Genomic DNA, 22,500 nt, shown 5'->3' on the forward strand with positions numbered 1-22,500 from the left:
CTCACTCATCGCTTGACCGACAGACGCCAGATCAGGCCTACTTCAACGCGCGGCAGCCAATCCCGGTTGCGGCATAACCCGAAGGGCAGAGATCCACTTAGCAAGTGACCGATATCTGTTCAGACGAACCGAGCCACCTCTATTGTTCTGATCGTGGATCGCGCCATAGCCCAATAGAGACCGTGTTCCTCGCGGGCCTGCGCCCGCGCTATTCCGGCAAAATACAAAGCCGCTGTGGCGGAGAGCGCGATTGTTATCATCGGTCAGTGCGTCCTCGGGCGCAGGTGGCGCACTGAACGGCGGGCCCGACGGGTGTCGAAGTGCCGGTCGTTTCCTATGAACCGAATTTCAGGCGTCTCGCAACGGCTGCCGCCATCTTCGTTCCCAGATCCGGTCCTTCAAGAGGATAGAGGTAGGGTTCGATAAGCTCCAGTTCCATGAGCAGCAAACGTCCGTCTGGGCCCCTCAGCATATCGACCCGGCCATAGAGCGGAACGTCCTCAAGCGTGGAGATAATAGCCGTGGCTGCGGCAAGGTCTTCGGCTGATGGCGAGATGGCCTTTTCGGTGCCACCATATGTCGACTGAATGCGATAATCCCCCGATGCAGCGCGTTTGACCAGCGCGTGGCTGAATGCGCCATCGATAAAAATGAAACTGATTTCGCCCTCGTCCTGGATCATTTTCAGGAAAGGCTGGACCATCATTGCATGTCGCATGTCAGGAATCGGATCGCCGCGCTTCAACCGGTGCTGGCCGGCTGCGCCAGCACCTATCTGCCGTTTGAATACAAGATCTTCGCTTCCGAGTTCATCGAACGCGGACCCGGCAAGTCCTGGTGGCGCCGCATCGAGCCAGAGTGTCGGAATAAGGTTGGCACCCTTGGCCTCCATTTCCCTGAGATAGGTCTTTCGGCTGTTCCAGCGCACAAGTGCGGCGCTATTGAACAGTTTCGTGAGTGTGCCGATCCGTTCCAGAGTGGTCAGGAATTCGTCGATCCGGTCCCAGTAGTCCCAGGTCGTTCCGATGATCGCCGCGTCGAATGACGACCAGTCAACGTCCGGGTCATCCCAGGCCACGTCGTGCAGACTCATGCCAAGCGCCGCAAAGGGCGGGCGCAGAGCGTCCATCATATAGTCGTGCTCAAACGCGTCGCTGCGACGCGACGGGGACCCGGGCAGGGTCACGCGGGATGAGATGTATGCGATCTTCATCGTCGCCGTTTAGCATGCAGCGTGGTTGCGTCCAGCGGCCTTGTCTGGCAATCGACGGGTTTGAAATTCAAGGCAAAATTATCATGACCTCTACCCGTTTTGACGTTGTCGGCTTGGGCAATGCGATTGTTGACGTTCTGTCGCGCGCAGATGACACGTTCCTTGAAGAATGGGGCATCCAAAAAGACGCGATGAACTTGATCGAGGAGCCACGCGCCCATGCGCTGACGGCGGCCGCCAAAAATCCCATCATCACGTCTGGCGGCAGCGGCGCGAACACCATTGCCGGCGTCGCTAGCTTCGGTGGAACGGCAGCCTATATCGGCAAGACGGCAAATGATGACCTAGGGCGCCAGTTCCGGGCCGAGATGGCAAGCACAGGTGTGCCATTCGCCACGCATCCGCTCGACACCGGGCCAGCGACCGCGCGCAGTATCATATTCGTGAATGATGATGGTGCGCGAAGCATGAACACGTTCCTCGGCGCGTCCGTCCTCTTCTCGAAGGATGACGTCGATGAAGAGGTCGTGCGCTCCGGCAAGATTCTCTATCTCGAAGGCTACCTGTTCGACAAGGACGACGCGAAGACAGCCTTTATCCACGCGTCAGAAATCGCAAAGGCGTCGGGACGTCTTGTGGCGCTGACTCTTTCCGACAGTTTCTGCGTCGATCGTCACCGAGACAGTTTCCTTCACCTTGTTCAGGGGCACGTGGATATCCTGTTTGCCAATGAAGAAGAGCTTTTGTCACTCTATCAGACGCGGGATTTCGACGAGGCCATCTCGCGCCTGCAGGCCGACACCGCTATCGCAGCTGTCACACGAAGTGAAAAGGGCTCTGTCGTTATCGGCGACAGCGACCCGATTGTAGTTGCGGCCGAGCCCGTCAATAAAGTCGTCGACACGACCGGCGCCGGTGACCAATACGCAGCCGGTTTCCTTTTCGGATACGCGAAGGGCCTGCCTCTTGCGACATGTGCGCGTCTCGGCCATATCGCCGCCGCCGAAGTGATCAGCCATTTCGGGCCGCGGCCGGAAGTCTCGCTTGCCGGTCTTGCCTTGGCGGCTGGCATCAAAGCCTAGGCGAGCATCCGTTCGACATAATCCAAACGGTCGTGACCGAAGAAAAGCTCGTCTCCGACCAGAAAGCTCGGCGCGCCAAATATACCGCGCGCGACGGCTTCCTCCGTGTTGGCCCGAATTTTGTCTTTCGCAGCATTCGACGTTGCCAGCGCCGCGATCTGGTTCGCGTCGAACCCGTTCGCCGAACACATCGCAGCTACAGCGGCCTTGTCGGATGGATCTAGCGTATCGGGTTGCCCCCAGCATGCATGGAAGCAGGTGGTGATAAACCTGACCTGTTCACCCGGGTCTGATTCGAGCCCGATAGTCGCCCTGATCAATCCGAGTGTGTTCATCGGAAAGGCTGGGTTGGAATGGAAGGGCAATCTGATGTGTTCGGCGCATCGGAGGATGTCGCGGTTCATGTACGCACCCTTGGCGGGCACCATCCCTGGCGGTCGATTGCCCGTTGCCTGCATAACTCCGCCCAGGAACATTGGCCTGTAAACCAGCGTCGCGCTTGTGCGCTCGGCAACGCCTTGCGCAACCGGGAGGGAGAGATAGGCTGTCGGACTTACATAGTCGAAAAAGAACTCGAACGACTTGGCCATGTTTTGCCCCCGAATCATGCTTAAGTGCTGTTTTGGAACTTAATAGATTTCAGATGGGCGTGTCACGTATGAAATGGTCGGAACTTTCAGATAATTGGTGCCCGGTCGCCCGGACTCTGTCGATCCTGGGAGATCGCTGGACCCTGCTCATTTTGCGGGACTGCTTCTTGGGTCTGTCGCGGTTCGAGCGGTTTGCCGAGTCGAGTGGCATGACGCGGCACATTCTCGCCGACAGGCTGAAACGACTTGTCGAGGCGGGTGTTCTCGCCAAGCAAGCCTATTCCGACGCGCCGAAGCGCTACGACTATGTCCTCACGGAGAAGGGGCAAGAGCTCGCGCCGGCCATGCTGACGCTTCGCGATTGGGGAAAGAAGCATCTGCCCGTCCGACGGGCGACCGCGAACTGAGCTTTTCGGCCTATAGAATGAACTTTGACAGGTCGGAATTGCCAGCCAGGCTGGCCACGCGTTCGTTCACATAGTCCGCCGTTATCGTGATCGTTTCGCCCGACTTGTCTGGCGCATCGAAACTGATTTCATCGAGCAACCGCTCAAGAACCGTCTGCAATCGGCGCGCACCGATGTTTTCGACAGAATTGTTCACGGCCTCAGCCAAGTCGGCCAAGCGGTCAATCGCGGCGTCCTCGAACTCCAGCGTGACATTCTCTGCCGCCATCAGCGCCTGGTACTGCTTTATCAGGCTGGCTTCCGGTTCAATCAGGATGCGGCGCAGGTCATCACGCGACAGCGGCTCGAGTTCGACCCGAATGGGCAGGCGTCCCTGAAGCTCGGGCAGCAGGTCCGACGGCTTGGACAGGTGAAAGGCACCCGAGGCGATAAACAGGATATGGTCCGTCTTCACGGCGCCGCGTTTCGTCGACACGGTCGTGCCCTCGATCAGCGGCAACAGATCGCGCTGAACCCCTTCGCGGCTGACATCGGCGCCGCCCTGTCCCTTGCGGACCGCGACCTTATCGATCTCGTCGAGGAAAACGATGCCGTCTTGTTCCACCGAATGGACCGCCTCGCGAACGATCGCGTCTTCATCAAGCAGGCGATCGGCCTCTTCCTCGAGAAGCGGGCGATAGGCTTCCTGAACCGTGGTGCGGACGCGTTTGCTGCGTCCTCCCATGGCCTTGCCCAGGATGTCGGACAGGTTGATCATCCCCATCGATCCGCCCTGACCCGGTATATCGAGCATCGGCATCGAGTTTCCGGTGTCCGTAAAATCTATGTCTACTGGTTTGTCATCCAGTTCTCCGGACCGCAATTTGCGTCGGAACGCCTCGCGCGTCGATTTTTGGGCATCTTCGCCGACCAGCGCGTCGAGCAGGCGCTCTTCAGCGGCGTCTTTCGCCTGCTGGGACACACCCGCGCGTTTTTGTTCGCGGATCATGCCGATAGCGGCTTCGACAAGGTCTCGGATAATCTGTTCCACATCCCGGCCGACATATCCGACTTCAGTGAACTTGGTCGCTTCGACCTTCAGGAAGGGTGCGTTGGCGAGCTTGGCGAGCCGGCGCGATACTTCGGTCTTGCCCACGCCTGTCGGCCCGATCATCAGGATATTCTTGGGTGTGATTTCATTGCGCAGGGCTTCTGGCGCCTGTTTGCGGCGCCAACGGTTGCGCAGGGCGATAGCGACGGCGCGCTTGGCGCCGTTCTGTCCGACAATGTGACGATCAAGCTCGGCGACGATTTCGCGGGGAGTCAGGTTTTGCATGCATGTCTTTCAGGAAGGAATTGGGTACCGACGCCGGGACAGGTCAGATTTCGAGTGTCTCAAGCGTGAAATTTGCATTGGTGTAGACGCAAATGTCAGCTGCGATCTGCATCGCCTTGCGTCCGATGATCTCGGCATCATCTTCGTATTCATAGAGGCCACGCGCCGCGGCCAGTGCAAAGTTGCCACCCGACCCCACAGCGACGACGTTGTGCTCGGGCTCAAGCACATCCCCAGCACCGGTGATCACAAGCGTGACGTCCTTGTCGGCCACGATCAGAAGAGCTTCAAGTTTTTGTAGGTATTTTTCGGTTCGCCAGTCCTTTGCCAACTCTACGGCTGCCCGCTGAAGCTGCCCGGGATGGCGCTCGAGTTTCGCCTCCAATCGCTCGAACAGCGTGAATGCGTCGGCCGTCGCGCCGGCAAACCCGGCGAGGATGTCTCCTCCAGCGATACGCCGCACCTTGCGCGCGTTTCCCTTCATGATCGTTTGGCCCATCGAGACTTGGCCATCACTTAGAATCGCCAGTTTTCCCGATTTCCGGACAGCAAGGATCGTGGTGCCATGCCAGATCGCGTCAGATTTTGTATTGTGTTTCATGCCCTCAGATGTGGCCGATAAGGCACGCCAGCGCAAGACATCCGAAATCATCTGTCATGTGTTGGGCGAGTGTCACAGAACTGTCGCGGACGACCTTTAAGGGGGGGCGAGAACAACGGGGAATTCGGACTGAATGGTTCAACAGATCGGCCATTTGCCCATGGGTTGGTTAATGCTTGCATTGCTCGCAATGCTGGCATCAGGTGGCTTTTTCGTGGGGCGTGTCCACGCGGAACGTTTTTCTGGTCCCGGGTCGGCCCGCGCCCACTCAAGACCCAATTACCATGGCTACTACGTTGCGATGTGGACCTTTGTCCCGGCAATGATTGTAGCACTCGGATATGGTCTCTTCGGGGATGGCATCGTCCGGTCCATGCTTTCGAGCGAATTGCCAGCCAATTTCCAGGACATGCCGCGCGTCGAACTCGACGTGTACTTGAACTCGATCGCGCGCGCCGCATTCCATCATGGATATTCAGGCTCAGACCGCGTTTTCTCGGCGATCACGAACCGGTTCCTTGAACTTCAGGGACTTATCAAGGCCGCGACGATTGTTCTTGCCCTGGTCTGTGCAGCCACTGGATTCCTGCTGGCGCGCCGCCGTGTCGCACCAGGCTTCCGGGCGCGCAATCGCGTGGAGAGCGGAATTGAGATCTTCCTGTTCCTGTGCGCCGCGATCGCGATTGCGACGACAATCGGGATTGTCGCGTCACTCCTCTATGAGAGCCTTCGCTTCTTCGCGGAGATACCGTTCTGGGACTTCCTGTTCGGAACCCGCTGGAACGCGCAAACGAGCGCCGAGTTTGGTGCTCTGCCACTGTTCTTCGGAACGTTCATGATCGCGTTGATTGCGATGCTGATTGCTGCGCCCGTCGGCCTGTTTGCGGCGATTTACCTGTCAGAATACGCAGGGCCTAAAGTTCGCGGCTGGGTCAAGCCGATCCTTGAGATTCTCGCCGGCATCCCGACCGTGGTCTATGGCTTCTTCGCCTTGCTCGTGGTCGCCCCAGCGATTCGTTCTATCGCCATCTGGATCAACACGACACTGATTTCGACAGGGCTGGCGAGTGAGCCACTGTTGGCCGCACAGCCGACGAGCGCGCTCGCGGCGGGCCTTGTGATGGGCATCATGGTGATCCCGTTCGTGTCATCCCTTTCCGATGATGTGATCAACGCCGTACCGCAAACATTGCGCGATGCGGCCTATGCAATGGGCGCGACGAAATCAGAGACGGTCAAGCATGTAGTCCTGCCGGCGGCGCTGCCGGGGATCATTGCATCTCTTCTTCTGGCGGTGTCGCGCGCCATCGGTGAAACAATGATCGTGGTCATGGCCGCTGGCCAGCGCGCCCGCATCTCAGCTGATCCGACAGCCGATTTCACCACGATTACAGTCCAGATCGTGGCCCTGCTTACCGGGGAGACGGAGTTTGACAGCCCGAAGACCCTGTCCGCTTTCGCCCTCGGCCTGGTCCTTTTCGTAGTTACGCTGTTCTTCAACCTGATCGCCCTCCGGGTCGTCCAGAAGTATCGTGAAAAATATGACTGACGTCGCTCCAGCACCCTTCAGGAATGAGAAAGCGTTGCGCCGGTTGAAGAAGCGGCGTGCGGCTGACGCGCGTTTCAGGCTTTACGGCCTGTCTGCAATTGCCTTCGCTTTGCTGGCGCTGTCAGTGCTGGTCGCGTCAATTGGCTTTCAGGCCATTTCTGCTGCGACATATCACAAGGTGAGCTTCGACGTCATTCTTGATCCGTCGGTGATTGCCCCGAAAGGCAAAGACACTCCCGCCGATATTTCGCGCAACGTGGATGGCTTCTACGCTCTCATCCGTTCAAATCTTCAGGAGACCTTTCCCGACGCAGCCGAAGATCGCATGACCACACGCGAGCTGGGAGACCTCTTTACGCGTCTGGCGGTCTTGCCAGCGGCGAAATGGGTCTCTGAAAACCCCACGCAGATCGGCCAGAAGGCAACGATCAAAGTGCCGCTCAGTGATGGTCTCGACCTTTATCTGAAGGGCGCTGTTTCAAAAGAATTCCGTCTCCGGCTCGGAGACATCAGCGCTGTTAAGGAATCCGGACCCCGACAAGTGCACCTGACAGGAGCGGGCGCGTTCAAGGCGCTCGAATCCCTGATCGCTGTGCAGCGCCAGGAAGTCGGAGATGCGGTCGATGCGCGATCGATACTGATCACAGCCGGTTCCACGACGGGACGTGTGACGCGATTGGACGCCGACGTAGCCGAGGTGACGCTTCTGTCGGGCTTGGCATCCGATTTCAGCAATGTCCGCCCAACGGCCCGGATGATTGCGCTGCCTGAAACAGAACGAAATGTATCAGACCTGCAGATCGCCTGGACTCTTGCCCTCAAGGAAAAGGGACGCATTTCGCGGGTTCCTCATACGAGCTTGCTCACCCATACAGACAGCACGTATCCTGAATTGGCTGGCGCGCTTGCGGCAATCGTAGGGTCACTGCTGACCATGATGGTAACGGGATTCATCGCCATTCCTGTCGGAATATTTGCCTCGGTCTACCTGGAGGAGTTTGCCCCCCGCAACCGTCTGACCGAGATCATCGAAGTCAACATCAACAATCTGGCGGCTGTGCCGTCGATTGTGTTTGGCTTGCTCGGCGCGGCGGTGTTTCTGGGCTTCTTCGGCCTGCCACGGTCGGCACCCCTTGTGGGCGGTCTCGTGCTGGCGCTGTTGACGCTCCCCACGATCATCATTGCCTCCCGCGCAGCATTGAAATCTGTGCCGCCGTCGATCCGCGCCGCGGCGCTCGGCGTCGGCGCCTCGAAAATGCAGTCCGTCTTTCACCACGTATTGCCTGTGGCCGGACCAGGCATCTTCACCGGCGCGATCCTCGGAATGGCGCGGGCGCTGGGCGAGACCGCGCCATTGCTGTTGATTGGCATGGTCGCTTTCGTGGCGGATGTGCCGGTCGGTCCAACGGATGAAGCGACGGCGCTCCCGGTGCTTGTCTACAGCTGGTCAACAAATGCAGAGCGCGCCTGGGAACCGATGACGGCAGCCGTTATCGTCATCCTTCTCGTGTTCCTGGTCACGATGAACGGTATTGTCGTCTTGTTGCGGCGGCGGTTTGAGCGGAGATGGTAATGGAAACCACAATGACAGAAAGCCGCGAAGTGTCGGCGGCAGGGATCACCATGGACGAGACGCAAGGCCTTACCTTTCCACGGATCGAGTGCAAGAACATCGATGTTTTCTACGGTGACAAGCAGGCGATCTTCGATATTTCCCTGCCGATTCCTGATCGTTCCGTCACAGCCCTGATCGGTCCGTCCGGTTGCGGCAAGTCAACCTTCCTGCGTTGCCTGAACCGGATGAATGACACGATCGAATCCTGCAAGGTGACCGGCGAAATCATCATGGACGGCGAGAATATCAACGACCCGGACATCGACCCGGTATTGCTTCGGTCGCGCGTCGGCATGGTGTTCCAGAAGCCCAACCCGTTTCCGAAGTCGATCTATGACAACATCGCTTATGGTCCGCGAATTCATGGCCTGGCAGCGTCTCGCGAGGACCTCGACGGGATCGTCGAAAAGAGTCTCCGGCGCGCCGGTCTTTGGGAGGAAGTAAAAGATCGCTTGACGTCGCCTGGTAACAGCCTCTCCGGCGGCCAGCAGCAGCGTTTGTGTATTGCCCGGGCCATCGCCGTCAGGCCGGAAGTGATCCTCATGGACGAACCGTGCTCAGCGCTTGACCCTGTCGCGACCGCGCGCATCGAAGAACTCATTGACGAGTTGCGCAAGCGCTACTGTATCGTCATCGTGACCCACTCGATGCAACAGGCTGCGCGTGTGTCGCAACGTACCGCATTCTTCCATCTGGGTGAACTCGTCGAAATGGGTGAAACCGACCAGATATTCACCAATCCCCGGGAGCGTCGCACCGAGGATTACATCACCGGTCGTTACGGATAGGATTTTGAGCATGTCTGATCATATTGTTTCCGCTTTCACCGACGAACTCGACAAGCTTGCGGCGGATATCCTCCGTATGGGTGGTATCGTCGAGACGATGATCCTGGATGCCTGCGCGGCCGTGAACAAGAATGACGTGGATGTCGCGCGCGATGTGGTGGCGCGTGACGAGCAGGTCGACAAGATTGAAGCCGACGTGGAACGCCAGATCGTCAGCCTGATCGCTCGTCGCCAGCCCATGGCGCATGACCTGCGGGCCGTCTTTTCCGCATTGAAAGTGGTCGGAGAACTCGAACGTATCGGCGATCTGTCAAAGAACATCGCCAAGCGCACGCAGCGGCTGGACGAGAATGTCGGTGCGTCGATGCGCAAGGGCATCTATCGCATGGCCAGTCCGGTTTCGCGGCAGCTCAACATGGTCCTCGACGCTTACGCGACGGGCAACGCCGCCGCCGCCAAAGCTGTCTGGGAAGGCGACGAAGATATCGACCAGCACTATAATTCGCTGTTTCGGGAAATGCTCACCTACATGATCGAAGACCCCCGGACCATCGGGGCAGGGGCGCACATGCTGTTCATGGCCAAGAACCTTGAACGCATAGGCGATCACTGCACGAACATTGCCGAGTTCGTATACTTTCAGGCAACGGGGGAATACCTGTTGTCAACCGACCGACCGAAGACCCCCCATTTCGACGGCTGACGGCCGTTTGCGAGGAAAACAGAATGAAACCTTTCGTGCTCATCGCAGAAGACGAGAGCGCCGTCTCTGAACTGTTGCTCTACAACCTGCAAAAGGAAGACTACGAAGTCGCGATTGCGGCCGATGGCGAAGAGGCGTTGATGATGATCGATGAGCGCGCGCCAGACCTCATCCTTCTCGACTGGATGCTTCCCAAGGTCAGCGGCATCGAAGTGTGCCGACGCATTCGTAGCGGTGGTGCCAATCCGAATATGCCTATCATCATGCTCACCGCGCGCGGCGAAGAAAGTGATCGAATTCGTGGGCTGGATACGGGGGCGGACGATTACGTCACCAAACCCTTCTCGACCACTGAGCTGATGGCGCGAGTGCGCGCCGTGCTGCGGCGCATTCGCCCCGGTCTCAAGGAAGACAAGATATCGGTGGGCGGCATTGTCATCGACCGCGTCGCACACCGCGTTATGCGCGGCGAAGGGGAAATTCACCTCGGCCCGACCGAATTCCGGCTGCTCGACTATTTCATGCAACACCCGGGCCGTGTGTTCTCACGCGAGCAATTGCTGGATACGGTATGGGGATCAGACGTATATGTCGAAGCCCGGACAGTCGATGTTCATGTCGGTCGCCTGCGCAAGGCGCTCCGGCAGGACGGCGGCGAGGATCCCATCCGCACCGTCCGCTCTGCAGGTTATGCCCTTCGCGGCGACTAGAATATCTCGTTCAGGAAATCGGTGAGCGACGCGAAACTGCGTCGGTCGGCATCGGCATTGTAGACCGTGCCCATATTGGCATCATTTGCGCCGAGCGTTGTAAACGCGTGCATGGATTGTCCATGCGCGTGCATCTGCCAGTCGGCGCCAGAACCGTCCAATTCCTTCGCAATCGCCAGCACATCCTGAGGCGTGGCCATAGGATCCTGCCAGCCGTGCTCGATGAGCACTTTAGCCTTGATATTGGGGGAGGGGAGGTTTTCCGCCGGTCGGAACAGGCCATGGAAAGAGCAGACGCCCAAAACGTCATGGCCGGCGCGCGCCATATCGAGAACGCTCAGCCCGCCGAAGCAATACCCTATGGCGGCTGCCTTGCTGCCATCCAGGCCATCCTGGGCCTTCGCAGCAGCCAGTCCACCCGCGAGACGTTTTTGTAGCTCCGTCCGGTCGCCGACGAGCGGGTTCATCAGGGCCTGGCATTCCTCGACACTCGTGCCCCGCTTGCCCTTGCCGTAAACATCCATGGCAAAAGCCGCATATCCGAGCTTGTCGGCGACCAATTGCGCCTTTTGGCGTTCATTGTCGCCAAGACCGCCCCAAGCGTGCGCTATCACGACAAGCGGCACGTTCGATTTCCCCGCTGGACGGACAAAGAAGCCCTCATATGGTTTGCCATCGACCTGATAATCAACTGCGCTCATCGGTTTCATCCTCTTGTAGTTGCTGTGGCCAGATACACGACATTCATTACAGGGATTCAACCCCGGCAGCGATTAGTATGCGCTTTCTAGACTTTCTCCCTATTTCTGGCCCCATCGGATAACCACGAAGGAGCCACACAATGGCAAAGTCGAAATCGACAGCTAAAACAAAGACCCGCGCGAAGGCCGAAAAAGTCGGCAAGGCGATGGAAGCACATTCCGCTGACATGGCACACAAGATCTGGCTCGCAGGCGTTGGCGCCTACGGCAAGGCCTATGACAGCGCGCTCGCGGGTGCGAATGTCCTGAACACGCAATCGGCTGATGTCTTTGAAGACCTCGTCAAGCGTGGCGCTGGAATCGAGGGTGATGTTCGCTCGCGCCTCGGCAGTGATGAGCGCGTGCTCAAAGCCGGCCAGCAAATGGCAAAGGCGGCCGCTGGCGCCCGTGAGTTCCAGGTTCAGGCCCGTGACCAGTTCGAGGCCCGTATGGACCGCATGCGCGACCTGCTCGGCGTCAAGGGACTCGGCACCAAGGGCGAGAAGATCCAAAAGAAGCTTGAAAAGCTGGAGGACGAAGTCTCCGAGCTGGCTTCAAAGGCAAAAGCCTTCAAGGGTGACGTGAACCTCAAGGCACGCCTCTCGCGCCTCACCGCCGAAATCGAGGCCGTTGCCGGCGAGACCGGTGCAGAAGTCGCCAAAACCGCCAAGAAGGCTGCCAAGAAGACGTCAGCCGCCGTCAAGCACGCTGTCGCCCCCAAGGCCGACACGAAAGTCAAAGCCAACGCAAAGACTAAGGCTGCTGTCGCGGATGACCTCTCAAAGGTCACAGGTGTCGGTCCAGCGCTCGTGAAGAAGCTGACGGCTGAAGGCATCACGACTTATGCCCAGATTGCCGCTCTTAAGAAGGCTGACATTGAGGCCCTCGACGAGAAGATTGGCGCACGCGGCCTGATCACCCGGAACGCTTGGGTGAAGCAGGCAAAAGCCCTGATGAAATAGGGCCTACGAGACGGATGGGCGGCTTCAGAACGAAGCTGCCCATCTTCTCATGCAAGCGTGCCCTCATAATGCTCAATCATGCGGGAGAGCGCATCGAAACCGGCTTCTCCCATGTATGGCACGATCAGGCACATGACCTGGAACACGGTTTTGTGGATCAGGCTCGGGCCGTCATGCACCTCGTTCCCGATGGAGTCATTGGCCAGCCAGAACGTGATCGACATCATGATCTGGTCCGTCAGCGCCGTCTTGAGGCGCGGATCGAGTTGCAGAACATCGCTCTCGGCGAGATCATGCAGCACGCGCGTGATCGTCCGGCGCTTTTCGGCAACCAGCGCCCGGAACCGGACAGCAAGATCGGGATAGCGGTCAAGCAGGACGCCGAGGTCGCGATAGAAGAAGCGGAAGTCATAGACCTCTTCGAGAATGATATAGAGGTAGACCCAATTGTCCTCGATGGACGTCACGCCGCCCTTGGAGCCCCGCAGGATGACACGCATTTCATCCTCGAAAGCGCCGAACAAGGCCAGGATGATCGCGTCCTTGCCTTTGAAATGGTAGTAAAGATTACCCGGACTGATTTCGAGTGCATTTGAAATATCGACAGCCGTCTGCGGTGCTTCGCCTTCATGATTGAAGAGAAGCAAGCTGGTTTGAAGGATGCGATCACGAGTTTTCATGGCTCTACTTGCATTTTGGCACGCAAACATCACTATAGAACAAATTTTGTTACAAATATTACAAGTCGATCTTTCCGGAATCGAAAGAGAAAATAACTAAGTCGGCGGAGCGGACGCAGGTGTCAGCGGAAGACCGGCACATACAGGGAGGAGCGAAAATGCCGACACCACAGGAAGAGATCGCCAGGAATGCTGCCGAAAGCACGACGGCGCTGAACCCGCTCATGGGCGGCATAAACCGGCAGGAATTGCTGGGCGCCGTCGCCATGATGCTGCGCTCCACCGTGACCAACCCGGTCACCACCGCCAAGACCGCCGGCAAGATCACCGCTGAGAATGCCAAGATCCTGCTGGGCAAGTCCGACCGCAAGTCGAACCGCAAGGATCGCCGCTTCCAGGACCCGGCATGGGAACACAATCCCTTCTACAAGCGCGGCATGCAGGCCTACCTCGCCACGCAGGAACACCTCAACGAATGGGTCGGCGAACTGAAGATGAACGAGCTTGAGCACGCCCGTGCCAAATTCGTGATGGGCATGATCACCGATGCCATGGCGCCGACGAACACGCTGATCGGAAACCCCGCGGCGACAAAGCGCGTCGTCGATTCAGGCGGCATGTCGCTCCTGAAAGGGCTGCAGAACCTCTATACAGACCTCACGAAAAATGGCGGCATGCCGTCCCAGGTCGACAAGCGTCCTTTCAAGGTGGGTGAAAATCTCGCCACGTCCAAAGGGTCGGTCGTCTGGAAGAACGATCTTCTGGAACTGATCCAGTACGCGCCGACGAGCGAAAAGGTGCACAAGACACCGGTCCTGATCATCCCGCCCCAGATCAACAAATACTATGCCAACGACCTCACCCCCCACACATCGATCGTGCAATTCCTGCTGTCACAGGACCTGCAGCCGTTCATCGTGTCCTGGCGGAACCCGACCAAGGAAAATGCTGCGTGGGGCCTCACCGATTATGTTGACAGCCTGATTCAGGCCAGCGAAGTCATCCGCAAGATCACCAAATCGTCCAAGATTAATGTCGGCGGCGCCTGTTCGGGCGGTATCACCACGGCGACGTTCGCAAGCCTTCTGGCCGCCGCCGATGACAAGCGCATCAATGCCCTCACGTTCATGGTCTGCGTCCTCGACCCGAAACGAGACGACAGCGACCTCGGACAGATCGTCTCCGACGGCAGCCTCGAGATCGCCCGCAAATATTCGAAACGGAAGGGAATCCTGAAGGGCGATGATCTCGCCCGCATGTTCGCCTGGATGCGCCCGAACGACCTGATCTGGAACTATGTCGTCAACAATTACCTGATGGGCGAAGACCCGCCACCATACGACGTTCTCTTCTGGAATAATGACACGACGAACCTGCCAGCCCAGCTTCACTCTGATTTTCTGGATTTCGGCATGTCGCAACCTTTCGCCAATCCGGGGCAGGTCGATATCGCCGGACACAAGGCAGATCTCACCAAAGTGACGTGCGATTCGTTTGTCGTTGCCGGCCTCACCGACCACATCACACCATGGAAGGCCTGCTATCGCACGCCGTCACTGCTCGGATCGAAGAATATCGAGTTTGTCCTGTCCTCCAGCGGCCATCTTCAATCCCTCATCAATCCGCCCGGAAACCCGAAAGCGAAATATTTTGCCAGCTCGGAGATCAAACCAACCGCTGATGAATGGGCTGCGACGGCTGAAGAGCATGCCGGATCCTGGTGGCCGCGCTGGGGCGTCTGGCTGAAGGAGCGTTCCGGCGCTCTGAAAGTGTCACCCAAGTCTTGTGGCAGCGAGGCATTCCCTCCACTTTATGCGGCACCGGGCAAATACGTCTTCGACGAATAACGCGCCTGACGTGCCGAACAGACCAAGGAACGAGCTCATGGCCGCAACTGAACCGCGCCCGAGAATCACGATGCAGGATATTGACGGCGTCATGCTGCGCACGGCCTTCTGGGCTGCCCGGCAGGATGAGGGCAAGCGCCCGCTTCTGTTCTTCAACGGAATCGGCGCAAACCTCGAGCTGACCCACGCCCTTGGCGACATGTTTCCTGATCGCGACATCATCACCTTTGATGTGCCGGGCGTCGGTATGAGCCCGGTCACCCAATGGCCCTACCGGCCATGGATGCTGGCCCGCTGGGCCCGCAAACTGCTCGACCAGTTCGGCATCGATGAAGTCGACGTGATGGGTGTCTCCTGGGGCGGGGCGCTCGCCCAGCAGTTTGCCTTCCAGTATCGTAACCGCGTCGGCAAACTCATCCTCTGCGCCACGACAGCCGGCATGACCATGGTCCCCGGAAAACCCAAGTCGCTCTCCAAGATGATGGATGCCCGTCGCTATACCGATCCGAATTATATGCGGGATAATTTCGCAACGCTTTATGGCGATGAGGCAAACGCACAGGCCGGCGAGCACATCACCCGCCTGATGCCACCTGATCCAAAAGGCTATGTCTTCCAGCTCCTGGCCTTCATCGGCTGGTCGAGCCTGCCATTCATACGCTTCCTGCGCATGCCTGCGCTGGTCATGATGGGTGACAATGACTCGATCGTGCCGGTCGCCAATGGCCACATCCTGAAAGTCGCACTGCCGAATTCACGACTGCACATTGTAGAGGGCGGTGGCCACCTGTTCCTGGTGACACGGGCAGACGAGACCGCCAGTGTTATCCGTGGCTTCCTCGAAGAGCCGCACGAATTTCAGGGCAAGGAAGCCGCCTAGATCGCCATCAGGTCATCGGCCTGCTTCTGTACCGCCGCATAGTCGATCTTGCCCGTCCCCAGAATGGCAATCTCCGGAACATGGAACACCCGTCGCGGAACGGACAGTTCGGGTACGCCATGGTTCTTGGCCCAGGCGAGGATGTCAGCCCGGTTGCAGGCCTCTGAATCACTCAGCAAGATGATCTGTTCGCCTTTGCGAGGATCGGGCATGGCGACGGCTGCGTGCAGGTTCTCCGGCCATACGGCGCTCGCACAATTCTCCACCACGGCCAATGATACCATCTCGCCACCAATTTTCGCGAACCGCTTCACGCGGCCCATGATCCGGATGAAACCCTCATCGTCGATCGCAACAATGTCGCCCGTATCGTGCCAGCCGCCTTTCGGCCGCTCCAGCACGCCCGGCCGGGATGGTCGCAGGTAGCCGAGCATGATGTTCGGGCCGCGTATCTGGAGCCGGCCACCATCAGCAATGCCATCAACAGGGATTAGCATCGATTCCATATCGGACATCAGCTGTCCCACTGTGCCCGGCTTGTTATGCTCCCATTGATTGGCTGCCACGACGGGCGAGGCCTCGGTCGCCCCATAACCTTCCAGGATTTCGATTTCGAACTTCCGGCGAACCAATGCGCGGGTCTCGTCTTTCACGCGCTCTGCTCCGCAGACGGCCAGCCGAACGGAACTCATGTCTCCATCGGCGCCGGTCCGCGCGTATTGGGAGATGAACGTGTCTGTCGCCAGAAGGATAGTCGACCCATTGCTCCGTATACGCCTCACGATCTCGCGTGGCTGCAGGGGCGTCGGGTGGAACATCACCTGGATGCCCGCCACGATCGGAAGGATCGCGCCCACGGTCAGCCCAAAGCAGTGAAAGGTGGGCAGGGGATTGAAGACCTTGTCGGTTTCAGCGCTCAGGCCGATATGCGCGCGCACCTGCTCGACATTCGCCATGACATTCTCGTGGCTCAGGACGACCCCCTTGGGTTCGCCTTCGGTGCCGGACGTAAACAGGATAACCGCGGGTGACTTGTATCGCGGCTTCGAGCGGAACAGGCCGGGCATGATGGGACCCAGCGCCGCGGCAACCTTGTTGCCCAGCGTGAGGGCCTCCCGGACATCTTCCAGGTAAACGATTTCGGCAACTTTGCTCAGCTCCGCAATAAGGGCTTCAAGGCCGCCGATTTCGACAAATTTGTGCGCCGTAACGATCCGTTTGACGCCTGCTGCCGTCATGGCGGCCTTGAGATTCGCTGAGCCCGCCGTGAAGTTTAACATGGCCGGAGTGCGCCCATACGCACTGAGCGCATAGAAGGCGATGACTGCGCCAGCCCCGGTGGGCAGCATGACGCCAACGGCTTCGCCGCGCGATGTGCCCTTTTTCAGGGCCGCTCCCAGACCGAAGGCAGCACGAATGATGTCCTTGTAGGACAGTTCTCGCTCGTCCCCGTCGACCACGATCACCTTCGCGGCGCCAAACTCCTGTTTGGCGCGCAGGAGGGCTGCAAAGAGGTCGATATGCGTGCGCGCAGGTTTGTAGGGAATCGGAGAAGGGATGGTCACGTTATTCATCAGTGGCCCTTTGACTTCGTGAGGAGTGACCTCACTTTTGTAACATTTTGTCACGTAAGGGCCTTTGTGCAACTGATAATGCAAGTTTGCATATGCAGTCTGCGCGGCATTTCCCTTGATGAATCGCCTGCTCGCGTCCATCTTCCGCCCATGGCAACGCTCATTGATCTCACCCCGGCCGGGCGCAAGCACCGGCATCCCGAAAAGCAGGCCCGCCCTGATACGCCGGTCCTGCGCAAACCGGACTGGATCCGCGTCAAGGCGCCGACTTCGGCAGGCTATGCCGCGACGCGCGATATCGTGAAATCCAACGGCCTGATTACAGTCTGCCAGGAGGCGAGCTGCCCCAATATTGGCGAGTGCTGGGAAAAGAAACACGCCACGATGATGATTCTGGGTGATGTTTGCACCCGCGCGTGTTCGTTCTGCAACGTCTCAACCGGCAAGCCGACGGCAGGTGTCGATGCCGACGAACCACGACGCGTCGGCGACGCAGTCGCGGAAATGGGCCTCGAGCACGTCGTCATCACCTCGGTTGACCGCGACGACCTCGAGGATGGCGGTGCGATGCACTTCGTCCACGTTATCAAAGCCATCCGCACAGGCTCTCCCGGTACGACGATCGAGATCCTGACACCCGATTTCCTGCGCAAGGATGGCTGGGAAAACAAGGTGATCGATGCACGGCCCGATGTATTCAATCACAACCTTGAAACCGTGCCGCGCCTGTACCTGAAGATCCGACCGGGTGCGCGCTACTTCCATTCGCTGCGCCTGCTCCAGAAGGTGAAGGATCGCGACCCGTCGCAATTCACCAAGTCGGGACTGATGGTCGGCCTTGGCGAGACCAAGGAAGAGGTCATGCAGGTCATGGACGACATGCGGTCTGCCGGCGTCGATTTTCTCACCATCGGTCAATACCTGCAGCCGACGCGCAAGCACGCGGCGATTGACCGCTTCGTCACCCCTGAAGAATTCAAGGCGCTTGAGGAAATCGCGCGCGCCAAGGGCTTCCTCATGGTGTCGGCAACGCCGCTCACGCGCTCCAGCTATCATGCCGGCGAAGACTTCGCCCTTATGCGCGCTGCCCGTGAAGCCAAGCTCGCGGGTCTGCCAGCTTAAAATGCCCCGGTTCTCAAAATCGGTCCGCGTGCCCTACTCAACGGCGCAGGCATTCGATCTCGTATCGGACGTTGCCCGCTATCCGGAATTCATCAAGTGGATCACGGCTCTGCGCGTATCTGAACATCGTGTCGATGAAGCCGGGGTCCGGCATTGTCGGGGCGATGCTGTCGTGGGCTTCAAAGGCTTCGTTGAGCGTTTCTCGACCACCGTCACGGCCGATGTCAGCGAAGGGTCGGTCATTGCCAGCCTGATCAAAGGGCCGTTCAGGCATTTGAAGGCGGAATGGGCGATCCTGCCATTAAAGCGGGGGGGCTGCGATATCGCGCTTCAGATCAATTATGAATTCCGCAATGTGCTCATCGCGATGCTGGCAGCGGCAAACCACGACATCGCTGTCGACCGCATCATGAGCGCATTTTTGTTAGAAGCACATAAGCGCTTCGCAGATGCGCCTAACGCATCTGCACCTGGATAAGGTTCAGCGCCGTCTCGACGGATGCCATCCTCACTTCGGACCGGCCAACGTCCCCGAGCTGCAACATTTCATGCACCACGGCGCGATTTTCGCGGGCACACGCAATATGCACGGTGCCGACCGGCTTCATGCGCGTCCCGCCGCCGGGGCCGGCCACGCCAGTGATGGCGACTGCAATATTTGCCCGGCTCGCCTCAAGCGCTCCTTCCGCCATCATGCGCGCCACAGGCTCGGACACGGCGCCATAATCGGCGATAACGTCGCCAGCGATGCCGAGCATCTCTTCCTTGGCGCGGTTGGTATAGGTGACGAAGCCCCGCTCAAAAACGGTAGATGACCCGGGGATATCTGTCAGCAGGGCAGCGAGCAGGCCGCCGGTGCAACTTTCAGCGGTGCATATCTTCAGGCGCGCCCGTTCAGCGTCGTCGAGGATAAGCATGGCGAGATTTCTGAGGCGTTCTGGAAACATGACTTGAGACTAGCGCGCAGAAACCGACGGCACCAGCACTGCGATGGCCTCTGCGGCAATTCCCTCGCGTCGCCCGGTGAAGCCAAGCCCTTCGGTGGTCGTCGCCTTTACGCTGACCGCAGACAGCGGAAGGCTCAACAGTTCGGCCGTGCGGGCTCGCATGGCTTCGCGATGAGGTTTCACCTTTGGCGCCTCGCAGATCACCGTGATGTCGCAACTGGACACCACATAGCCTTCGGCTTCAGCCAAACGGACCGATTCCTTCAGGAAGATCGCGCTATCCGCATTCTGCCAGCGCGCATCCGATGGTGGGAAATGATCCCCTATGTCGCCGAGTGCTATCGCGCCAAGAATCGCATCCGTCAGCGCGTGCCAAGCGGCATCCGCATCGGAATGCCCTCGCAGTCTGGCATCATGCGGGATCGCCACGCCGCACAGCGTGACATGATCACCCGGTTCGAAGGCATGAACGTCAAATCCCTTGCCGATGCGCGGAATGGAGTAGGCCGGGCTCAACAGTCGGGCGACCATATCAAAATCCTCTGGGAACGTAATCTTGTGAAGGCGCTCGTCGCCGGGAATGAGGTCGACCCGCGCGCCCGTGGCTTCCATCGCGGCAAGGTCATCCACCAGATCAGCGCCTGCCGCGTCCAGCGCGGCGCGAATGGCACCCAACCGGAACGCCTGAGGCGTCTGGACTCTGAACAGGCCGTCGCGGGGCACAGTCAACAGTTTGCCGTCACGCGAGGATTTCAAGGCATCTGAAACGGGCAGGGCAGGGGCGACGGCATCCGACTTTTCCAATGCTTCCAGAAGAGATGAAATCATGGCCTGGCTGAGGCCGGGTCTGGCCGCATCATGGATCAGCACAGGCGTGTCAGGCGACAGGTCGAGGGCTGCCAGCCCATTGCGCACGGACTGGGTCCGGGACGGACCTCCCGACACCCTTGCCACACCCTCGCCACCCCCTTCGGTTCTCTCGCCGATGGCCGCGACGACCACGATCTGACCCACTTTTGGGTGCGAGCGGAAGGCCTCGATCGACCAGTCGAGCACCTGCCGGCCCAGAAGGGTCTCGAATTGCTTGGGCCCGGAGCGCCCGGAGCGCGTCCCTTTGCCTCCCGCAACAATTATTGCAGCTGCCAATGTCATGCCAGGGTTTCTAGGCGAGACCGGCAATTCTGGCCATAGGCCATTGAAAAGGTGCTTTTTTGCATAGCTGCGCGTCTTTTGTGCACTTGCGAAGAAAGAAAAAGTCGGAACAATAGAAACATGACTGATTTTAAGGCACCCCAGGTCTGGCTGGCCCCCATGTCGGGAGCGACTGACGCCCCTATGCGCCGGCAAGCCGTGCGCTTCGGCGCGCCCGCTGTTGTGTCTGAAATGGTCGCCAGCGAAACGCTCGCGTCAGAGCGGCCCGACATGGTGCGCCGCACCTGCCGCCACGAAGGCGCAGGCTACTGGATCGTCCAGCTCGCCGCGCGCCGTCCTGCAGACATGTATACAGGTGCAGCATTGATGCGGGATGCCTGTGTGGACGTCATCGACATCAATATGGGCTGCCCCTCCAAACAGGTCACAGGTGGTCAGTCGGGGTCAGCATTAATGCAGGATATCCCGCTGGCGACCCGTATCATCGAATCAGCACTCGAAGGTGCCGACGGCATACCCGTCACGCTGAAGATGCGTCTGGGGTGGGACGACGACAACTTGAACGCGCCCGAACTCGCCCGAATAGCCGAGGCTTTAGGCGTCCGCATGATCACCGTGCATGGTCGAACCCGCTGCCAGTTTTACAAAGGCGCGGCAAATTGGGCTGCCGTTCGCGACACCGTCGACGCCGTGTCGCTTCCTGTAATCGTCAATGGAGACATTGGCTCTATCGCCGATGCCAAAGATGCGCTCGCCGCGTCTGGCGCTCATGGCATCATGATTGGCCGAGCAGCGATGGGCCAGCCCTGGATGGCAGGCGAAATCGCCGCCGGGTTGGCAGGAAAGCCCTTCGCCGCGCCCGATCTCGCTGCACAATTCGACAGCCTCTCCGAACAGATCCAGGACTCTGTCGCCCTGTACGGTGCGCCCCTCGGCACGCGAATGGTCCGCAAACATGTTTCCGCCGCCATTGATGCGTTGGACATCCCGGTGGCGCCGGCCCGCCGCCGATCACTGCGCGCCGAAATGTGCCAGATCGCAGATCCGGACCAACTCATCGTCTCCCTTGAGACACTCTATCTGAAGCCTCAACGGCTTGAGGCGGCTTGAACATGGCACCCTTGGCAACCCTGAAGCCTCCAATGCTTGGTGAACTTTCGCCCGTCGCACTTGTCCTGATTGATGCACGCCGACGCATCCTGGAGGCCAATCCTGCAGCAGAGTCGCTGTTGAAAATGTCCCGTCGGGCACTGGCTGGTCGTCCGCTGAGCGAAGTCATATATCACGACTCGCCGCTGTTCGAACTCGTTGACCGTGCGCAGCGCCAGGCAGGCGACATCACCGCGCCGGGCACCCCGGTGTCTGGCCCCGGCATGCACACGCGTACGATTTGCGATGTCCGAGTGCGAAGTGCTGACGGGGGCGCATTCGTCATTGCGCTGTCCGAAACACCTTCGAGGGAAAGCAGTGATTCCGTCGCAGGCGCAGCAGGTTTCGGCCGGATACTGGGGCATGAGGTCAAAAACCCTCTGGCCGGCATAATCGGTGCCGCGCAGCTGCTTGATCGCCAGGGGCAACCGGACCAAAGCGAACTGCTCGACATCATCAAGGACGAAGCGCGGCGGATCGAGCGACTCGTGAACCGGCTGTCAGCCTTCGAGCTGTTTTCAGCGCCGCGAATGCACCCGCTCAATATTCACGCCCTGATCGACAAGATCATTGCTGCCGAGCGCGCCGCAATTGGTCCGAATGTAACGTTTCAGCGCGAATTCGACCCGTCTTTGCCGGACATAATTGGCGATGCTGATCACTTGCAGCAGGCATTTCACAACATCATTCGAAATGCAGCGGAAGCGGCTATCGACGGGGGCATGCGGGGGCAGGTGACAATACGTACGGCCTATGCCGCCGGTCTCTCGATGAAGCAGGCCCGTCTCGGAGCTGGTTTGCGCAGGGCCATGCTCGTGTCGATCGAAGACGATGGCCTCGGCATTCCGCGTGAGCGTCAGGCAACAATATTCGA

The 22,500-nt window shown here is 59.1% G+C and carries 23 protein-coding genes; 14 read left to right on the forward strand and 9 right to left on the reverse strand.

What is annotated here, in order from left to right; all coding sequences use genetic code 11:
* Positions 1-334 precede the first annotated feature (334 nt).
* Positions 335-1,213, reverse strand: a complete 879-nt coding sequence (locus tag ACESNB_RS10620; RefSeq protein WP_373007062.1) for a RimK family alpha-L-glutamate ligase — start codon at positions 1,211-1,213, stop codon at positions 335-337.
* A gap of 83 nt (positions 1,214-1,296) precedes the next feature.
* Between ACESNB_RS10620 and ACESNB_RS10625 the strand changes: the two genes are divergently transcribed.
* Positions 1,297-2,295, forward strand: a complete 999-nt coding sequence (locus ACESNB_RS10625; protein ID WP_373007064.1) for an adenosine kinase — start codon at positions 1,297-1,299, stop codon at positions 2,293-2,295.
* Here the strand turns inward: ACESNB_RS10625 and ACESNB_RS10630 are convergent.
* Entirely contained in the window at positions 2,292-2,885 is a 594-nt protein-coding gene (locus ACESNB_RS10630) for a 2-hydroxychromene-2-carboxylate isomerase (RefSeq protein WP_373007066.1), read from the reverse strand. The two genes, ACESNB_RS10625 and ACESNB_RS10630, sit on opposite strands and share 4 nt — an antisense overlap.
* A gap of 68 nt (positions 2,886-2,953) precedes the next feature.
* On the opposite strand from ACESNB_RS10630, the gene ACESNB_RS10635 reads away from it, so the two are divergent.
* Positions 2,954-3,292, forward strand: a complete 339-nt coding sequence (locus tag ACESNB_RS10635; RefSeq protein ID WP_373007068.1) for a winged helix-turn-helix transcriptional regulator — start codon at positions 2,954-2,956, stop codon at positions 3,290-3,292.
* A 10-nt stretch (positions 3,293-3,302) separates the two neighbouring features.
* Here ACESNB_RS10635 and hslU read toward each other — a convergent pair whose 3' ends face one another.
* Both hslU and hslV read right to left on the reverse strand, forming a co-directional pair.
* Positions 3,303-4,607 (reverse strand): ATP-dependent protease ATPase subunit HslU, encoded by a 1,305-nt coding sequence (gene hslU, locus ACESNB_RS10640; RefSeq protein ID WP_373007070.1) that lies wholly within the window; start codon positions 4,605-4,607, stop codon positions 3,303-3,305.
* A gap of 43 nt (positions 4,608-4,650) precedes the next feature.
* Positions 4,651-5,208: an ATP-dependent protease subunit HslV gene (gene hslV, locus ACESNB_RS10645; RefSeq protein ID WP_373007072.1), complete on the reverse strand. Its 558-nt coding sequence runs from the start codon at positions 5,206-5,208 to the stop codon at positions 4,651-4,653.
* 133 nt (positions 5,209-5,341) lie between these two features.
* Between hslV and pstC the strand changes: the two genes are divergently transcribed.
* Genes pstC through phoB form a run of 5 tightly spaced genes read left to right on the forward strand, consistent with a single transcriptional unit; the run spans position 5,342 to position 10,573 of the window.
* Positions 5,342-6,757: a phosphate ABC transporter permease subunit PstC gene (gene pstC, locus ACESNB_RS10650; protein ID WP_373007074.1), complete on the forward strand. Its 1,416-nt coding sequence runs from the start codon at positions 5,342-5,344 to the stop codon at positions 6,755-6,757.
* A complete protein-coding gene (gene pstA / locus ACESNB_RS10655; RefSeq protein ID WP_373007076.1) occupies positions 6,750-8,330 on the forward strand; it encodes a phosphate ABC transporter permease PstA in 1,581 nt (526 codons plus the stop codon). Before pstC ends, pstA begins: the two co-directional genes overlap by 8 nt.
* Positions 8,331-8,380: 50 nt before the next feature.
* On the forward strand, positions 8,381-9,160 hold the full coding sequence (gene pstB / locus ACESNB_RS10660) for a phosphate ABC transporter ATP-binding protein PstB (RefSeq protein WP_373007106.1): 780 nt from the start codon (positions 8,381-8,383) through the stop codon (positions 9,158-9,160).
* A 10-nt stretch (positions 9,161-9,170) separates the two neighbouring features.
* On the forward strand, positions 9,171-9,863 hold the full coding sequence (gene phoU, locus ACESNB_RS10665; RefSeq protein ID WP_373007078.1) for a phosphate signaling complex protein PhoU: 693 nt from the start codon (positions 9,171-9,173) through the stop codon (positions 9,861-9,863).
* Between the two features lie 23 nt (positions 9,864-9,886).
* Positions 9,887-10,573, forward strand: a complete 687-nt coding sequence (gene phoB / locus ACESNB_RS10670; protein WP_373007080.1) for a phosphate regulon transcriptional regulator PhoB — start codon at positions 9,887-9,889, stop codon at positions 10,571-10,573.
* Here the strand turns inward: phoB and ACESNB_RS10675 are convergent.
* Positions 10,570-11,274 carry a dienelactone hydrolase family protein gene (locus tag ACESNB_RS10675; protein WP_373007082.1) on the reverse strand — a complete coding sequence of 235 codons (705 nt, stop codon included), beginning with the start codon at positions 11,272-11,274 and terminating at the stop codon, positions 10,570-10,572. The genes phoB and ACESNB_RS10675 overlap by 4 nt on opposite strands.
* A gap of 140 nt (positions 11,275-11,414) precedes the next feature.
* Here ACESNB_RS10675 and ACESNB_RS10680 point away from each other — a divergent pair, with 140 nt between their 5' ends.
* Complete coding sequence (locus ACESNB_RS10680; RefSeq protein WP_373007084.1) at positions 11,415-12,275, forward strand: hypothetical protein; 861 nt, start codon at positions 11,415-11,417, stop codon at positions 12,273-12,275.
* 47 nt (positions 12,276-12,322) lie between these two features.
* On the opposite strand, the gene ACESNB_RS10685 is transcribed toward ACESNB_RS10680, so the two are convergent.
* Positions 12,323-12,955, reverse strand: a complete 633-nt coding sequence (locus tag ACESNB_RS10685) for a TetR/AcrR family transcriptional regulator (protein ID WP_373007086.1) — start codon at positions 12,953-12,955, stop codon at positions 12,323-12,325.
* Positions 12,956-13,113: 158 nt separating this feature from the next.
* On the opposite strand from ACESNB_RS10685, the gene ACESNB_RS10690 reads away from it, so the two are divergent.
* Positions 13,114-14,802: an alpha/beta fold hydrolase gene (locus ACESNB_RS10690; RefSeq protein ID WP_373007088.1), complete on the forward strand. Its 1,689-nt coding sequence runs from the start codon at positions 13,114-13,116 to the stop codon at positions 14,800-14,802.
* 37 nt (positions 14,803-14,839) lie between these two features.
* On the forward strand, positions 14,840-15,682 hold the full coding sequence (locus ACESNB_RS10695; protein ID WP_373007090.1) for an alpha/beta fold hydrolase: 843 nt from the start codon (positions 14,840-14,842) through the stop codon (positions 15,680-15,682).
* Here the strand turns inward: ACESNB_RS10695 and ACESNB_RS10700 are convergent.
* Positions 15,679-17,256: an AMP-binding protein gene (locus ACESNB_RS10700; RefSeq protein ID WP_373007092.1), complete on the reverse strand. Its 1,578-nt coding sequence runs from the start codon at positions 17,254-17,256 to the stop codon at positions 15,679-15,681. The genes ACESNB_RS10695 and ACESNB_RS10700 overlap by 4 nt on opposite strands.
* Before the next feature lie 150 nt (positions 17,257-17,406).
* On the opposite strand from ACESNB_RS10700, the gene lipA reads away from it, so the two are divergent.
* Together lipA and ACESNB_RS10710 are read left to right on the forward strand one after the other, a co-directional pair.
* The gene (gene lipA, locus ACESNB_RS10705) at positions 17,407-18,378 is read left to right on the forward strand and encodes a lipoyl synthase (protein ID WP_373007094.1); all 972 of its coding nucleotides are present in this window, start codon (positions 17,407-17,409) and stop codon (positions 18,376-18,378) included.
* Complete coding sequence (locus tag ACESNB_RS10710; RefSeq protein ID WP_373007096.1) at positions 18,311-18,856, forward strand: type II toxin-antitoxin system RatA family toxin; 546 nt, start codon at positions 18,311-18,313, stop codon at positions 18,854-18,856. The genes lipA and ACESNB_RS10710 overlap by 68 nt, the downstream gene beginning before the upstream one ends.
* Here the strand turns inward: ACESNB_RS10710 and ACESNB_RS10715 are convergent.
* Both ACESNB_RS10715 and ACESNB_RS10720 read right to left on the reverse strand, forming a co-directional pair.
* Complete coding sequence (locus ACESNB_RS10715) at positions 18,834-19,325, reverse strand: CinA family protein (protein ID WP_373007098.1); 492 nt, start codon at positions 19,323-19,325, stop codon at positions 18,834-18,836. The genes ACESNB_RS10710 and ACESNB_RS10715 overlap by 23 nt on opposite strands.
* A gap of 9 nt (positions 19,326-19,334) precedes the next feature.
* On the reverse strand, positions 19,335-20,477 hold the full coding sequence (locus ACESNB_RS10720) for a bifunctional 2-C-methyl-D-erythritol 4-phosphate cytidylyltransferase/2-C-methyl-D-erythritol 2,4-cyclodiphosphate synthase (protein WP_373007100.1): 1,143 nt from the start codon (positions 20,475-20,477) through the stop codon (positions 19,335-19,337).
* Between the two features lie 120 nt (positions 20,478-20,597).
* Here ACESNB_RS10720 and ACESNB_RS10725 point away from each other — a divergent pair, with 120 nt between their 5' ends.
* Together ACESNB_RS10725 and ACESNB_RS10730 are read left to right on the forward strand one after the other, a co-directional pair.
* Positions 20,598-21,587 (forward strand): tRNA dihydrouridine synthase, encoded by a 990-nt coding sequence (locus ACESNB_RS10725; RefSeq protein ID WP_373007102.1) that lies wholly within the window; start codon positions 20,598-20,600, stop codon positions 21,585-21,587.
* A 2-nt stretch (positions 21,588-21,589) separates the two neighbouring features.
* A partial coding sequence (locus tag ACESNB_RS10730; protein ID WP_373007104.1) for a nitrogen regulation protein NR(II) occupies positions 21,590-22,500 on the forward strand: 911 nt, incomplete at its 3' end.

Source organism: Hyphomonas sp., assembly GCF_041689225.1.
GTDB lineage: Bacteria > Pseudomonadota > Alphaproteobacteria > Caulobacterales > Hyphomonadaceae > Hyphomonas.

Excerpts from the sequence above, each read along its gene's own strand:
- ACESNB_RS10675 (WP_373007082.1), bottom strand. The coding sequence starts at position 11,274 with ATGAGCGCAGTTGATTATCAGGTCGATGGCAAACCATATGAGGGCTTC.
- ACESNB_RS10690 (WP_373007088.1), top strand. The coding sequence starts at position 13,114 with ATGCCGACACCACAGGAAGAGATCGCCAGGAATGCTGCCGAAAGCACG.
- ACESNB_RS10720 (WP_373007100.1), bottom strand. The coding sequence starts at position 20,477 with ATGACATTGGCAGCTGCAATAATTGTTGCGGGAGGCAAAGGGACGCGC.
- pstC (WP_373007074.1), top strand. The coding sequence starts at position 5,342 with ATGGTTCAACAGATCGGCCATTTGCCCATGGGTTGGTTAATGCTTGCA.
- ACESNB_RS10700 (WP_373007092.1), bottom strand. The coding sequence starts at position 17,256 with ATGAATAACGTGACCATCCCTTCTCCGATTCCCTACAAACCTGCGCGC.
- ACESNB_RS10635 (WP_373007068.1), top strand. The coding sequence starts at position 2,954 with ATGAAATGGTCGGAACTTTCAGATAATTGGTGCCCGGTCGCCCGGACT.
- pstA (WP_373007076.1), top strand. The coding sequence starts at position 6,750 with ATGACTGACGTCGCTCCAGCACCCTTCAGGAATGAGAAAGCGTTGCGC.
- pstB (WP_373007106.1), top strand. The coding sequence starts at position 8,381 with ATGGACGAGACGCAAGGCCTTACCTTTCCACGGATCGAGTGCAAGAAC.
- ACESNB_RS10710 (WP_373007096.1), top strand. The coding sequence starts at position 18,311 with ATGCCGGCGAAGACTTCGCCCTTATGCGCGCTGCCCGTGAAGCCAAGC.
- ACESNB_RS10725 (WP_373007102.1), top strand. The coding sequence starts at position 20,598 with ATGACTGATTTTAAGGCACCCCAGGTCTGGCTGGCCCCCATGTCGGGA.
- ACESNB_RS10680 (WP_373007084.1), top strand. The coding sequence starts at position 11,415 with ATGGCAAAGTCGAAATCGACAGCTAAAACAAAGACCCGCGCGAAGGCC.
- ACESNB_RS10715 (WP_373007098.1), bottom strand. The coding sequence starts at position 19,325 with ATGTTTCCAGAACGCCTCAGAAATCTCGCCATGCTTATCCTCGACGAC.
- phoU (WP_373007078.1), top strand. The coding sequence starts at position 9,171 with ATGTCTGATCATATTGTTTCCGCTTTCACCGACGAACTCGACAAGCTT.
- ACESNB_RS10620 (WP_373007062.1), bottom strand. The coding sequence starts at position 1,213 with ATGAAGATCGCATACATCTCATCCCGCGTGACCCTGCCCGGGTCCCCG.
- ACESNB_RS10695 (WP_373007090.1), top strand. The coding sequence starts at position 14,840 with ATGGCCGCAACTGAACCGCGCCCGAGAATCACGATGCAGGATATTGAC.
- hslV (WP_373007072.1), bottom strand. The coding sequence starts at position 5,208 with ATGAAACACAATACAAAATCTGACGCGATCTGGCATGGCACCACGATC.
- ACESNB_RS10625 (WP_373007064.1), top strand. The coding sequence starts at position 1,297 with ATGACCTCTACCCGTTTTGACGTTGTCGGCTTGGGCAATGCGATTGTT.
- hslU (WP_373007070.1), bottom strand. The coding sequence starts at position 4,607 with ATGCAAAACCTGACTCCCCGCGAAATCGTCGCCGAGCTTGATCGTCAC.
- ACESNB_RS10630 (WP_373007066.1), bottom strand. The coding sequence starts at position 2,885 with ATGGCCAAGTCGTTCGAGTTCTTTTTCGACTATGTAAGTCCGACAGCC.
- ACESNB_RS10685 (WP_373007086.1), bottom strand. The coding sequence starts at position 12,955 with ATGAAAACTCGTGATCGCATCCTTCAAACCAGCTTGCTTCTCTTCAAT.
- phoB (WP_373007080.1), top strand. The coding sequence starts at position 9,887 with ATGAAACCTTTCGTGCTCATCGCAGAAGACGAGAGCGCCGTCTCTGAA.
- lipA (WP_373007094.1), top strand. The coding sequence starts at position 17,407 with ATGGCAACGCTCATTGATCTCACCCCGGCCGGGCGCAAGCACCGGCAT.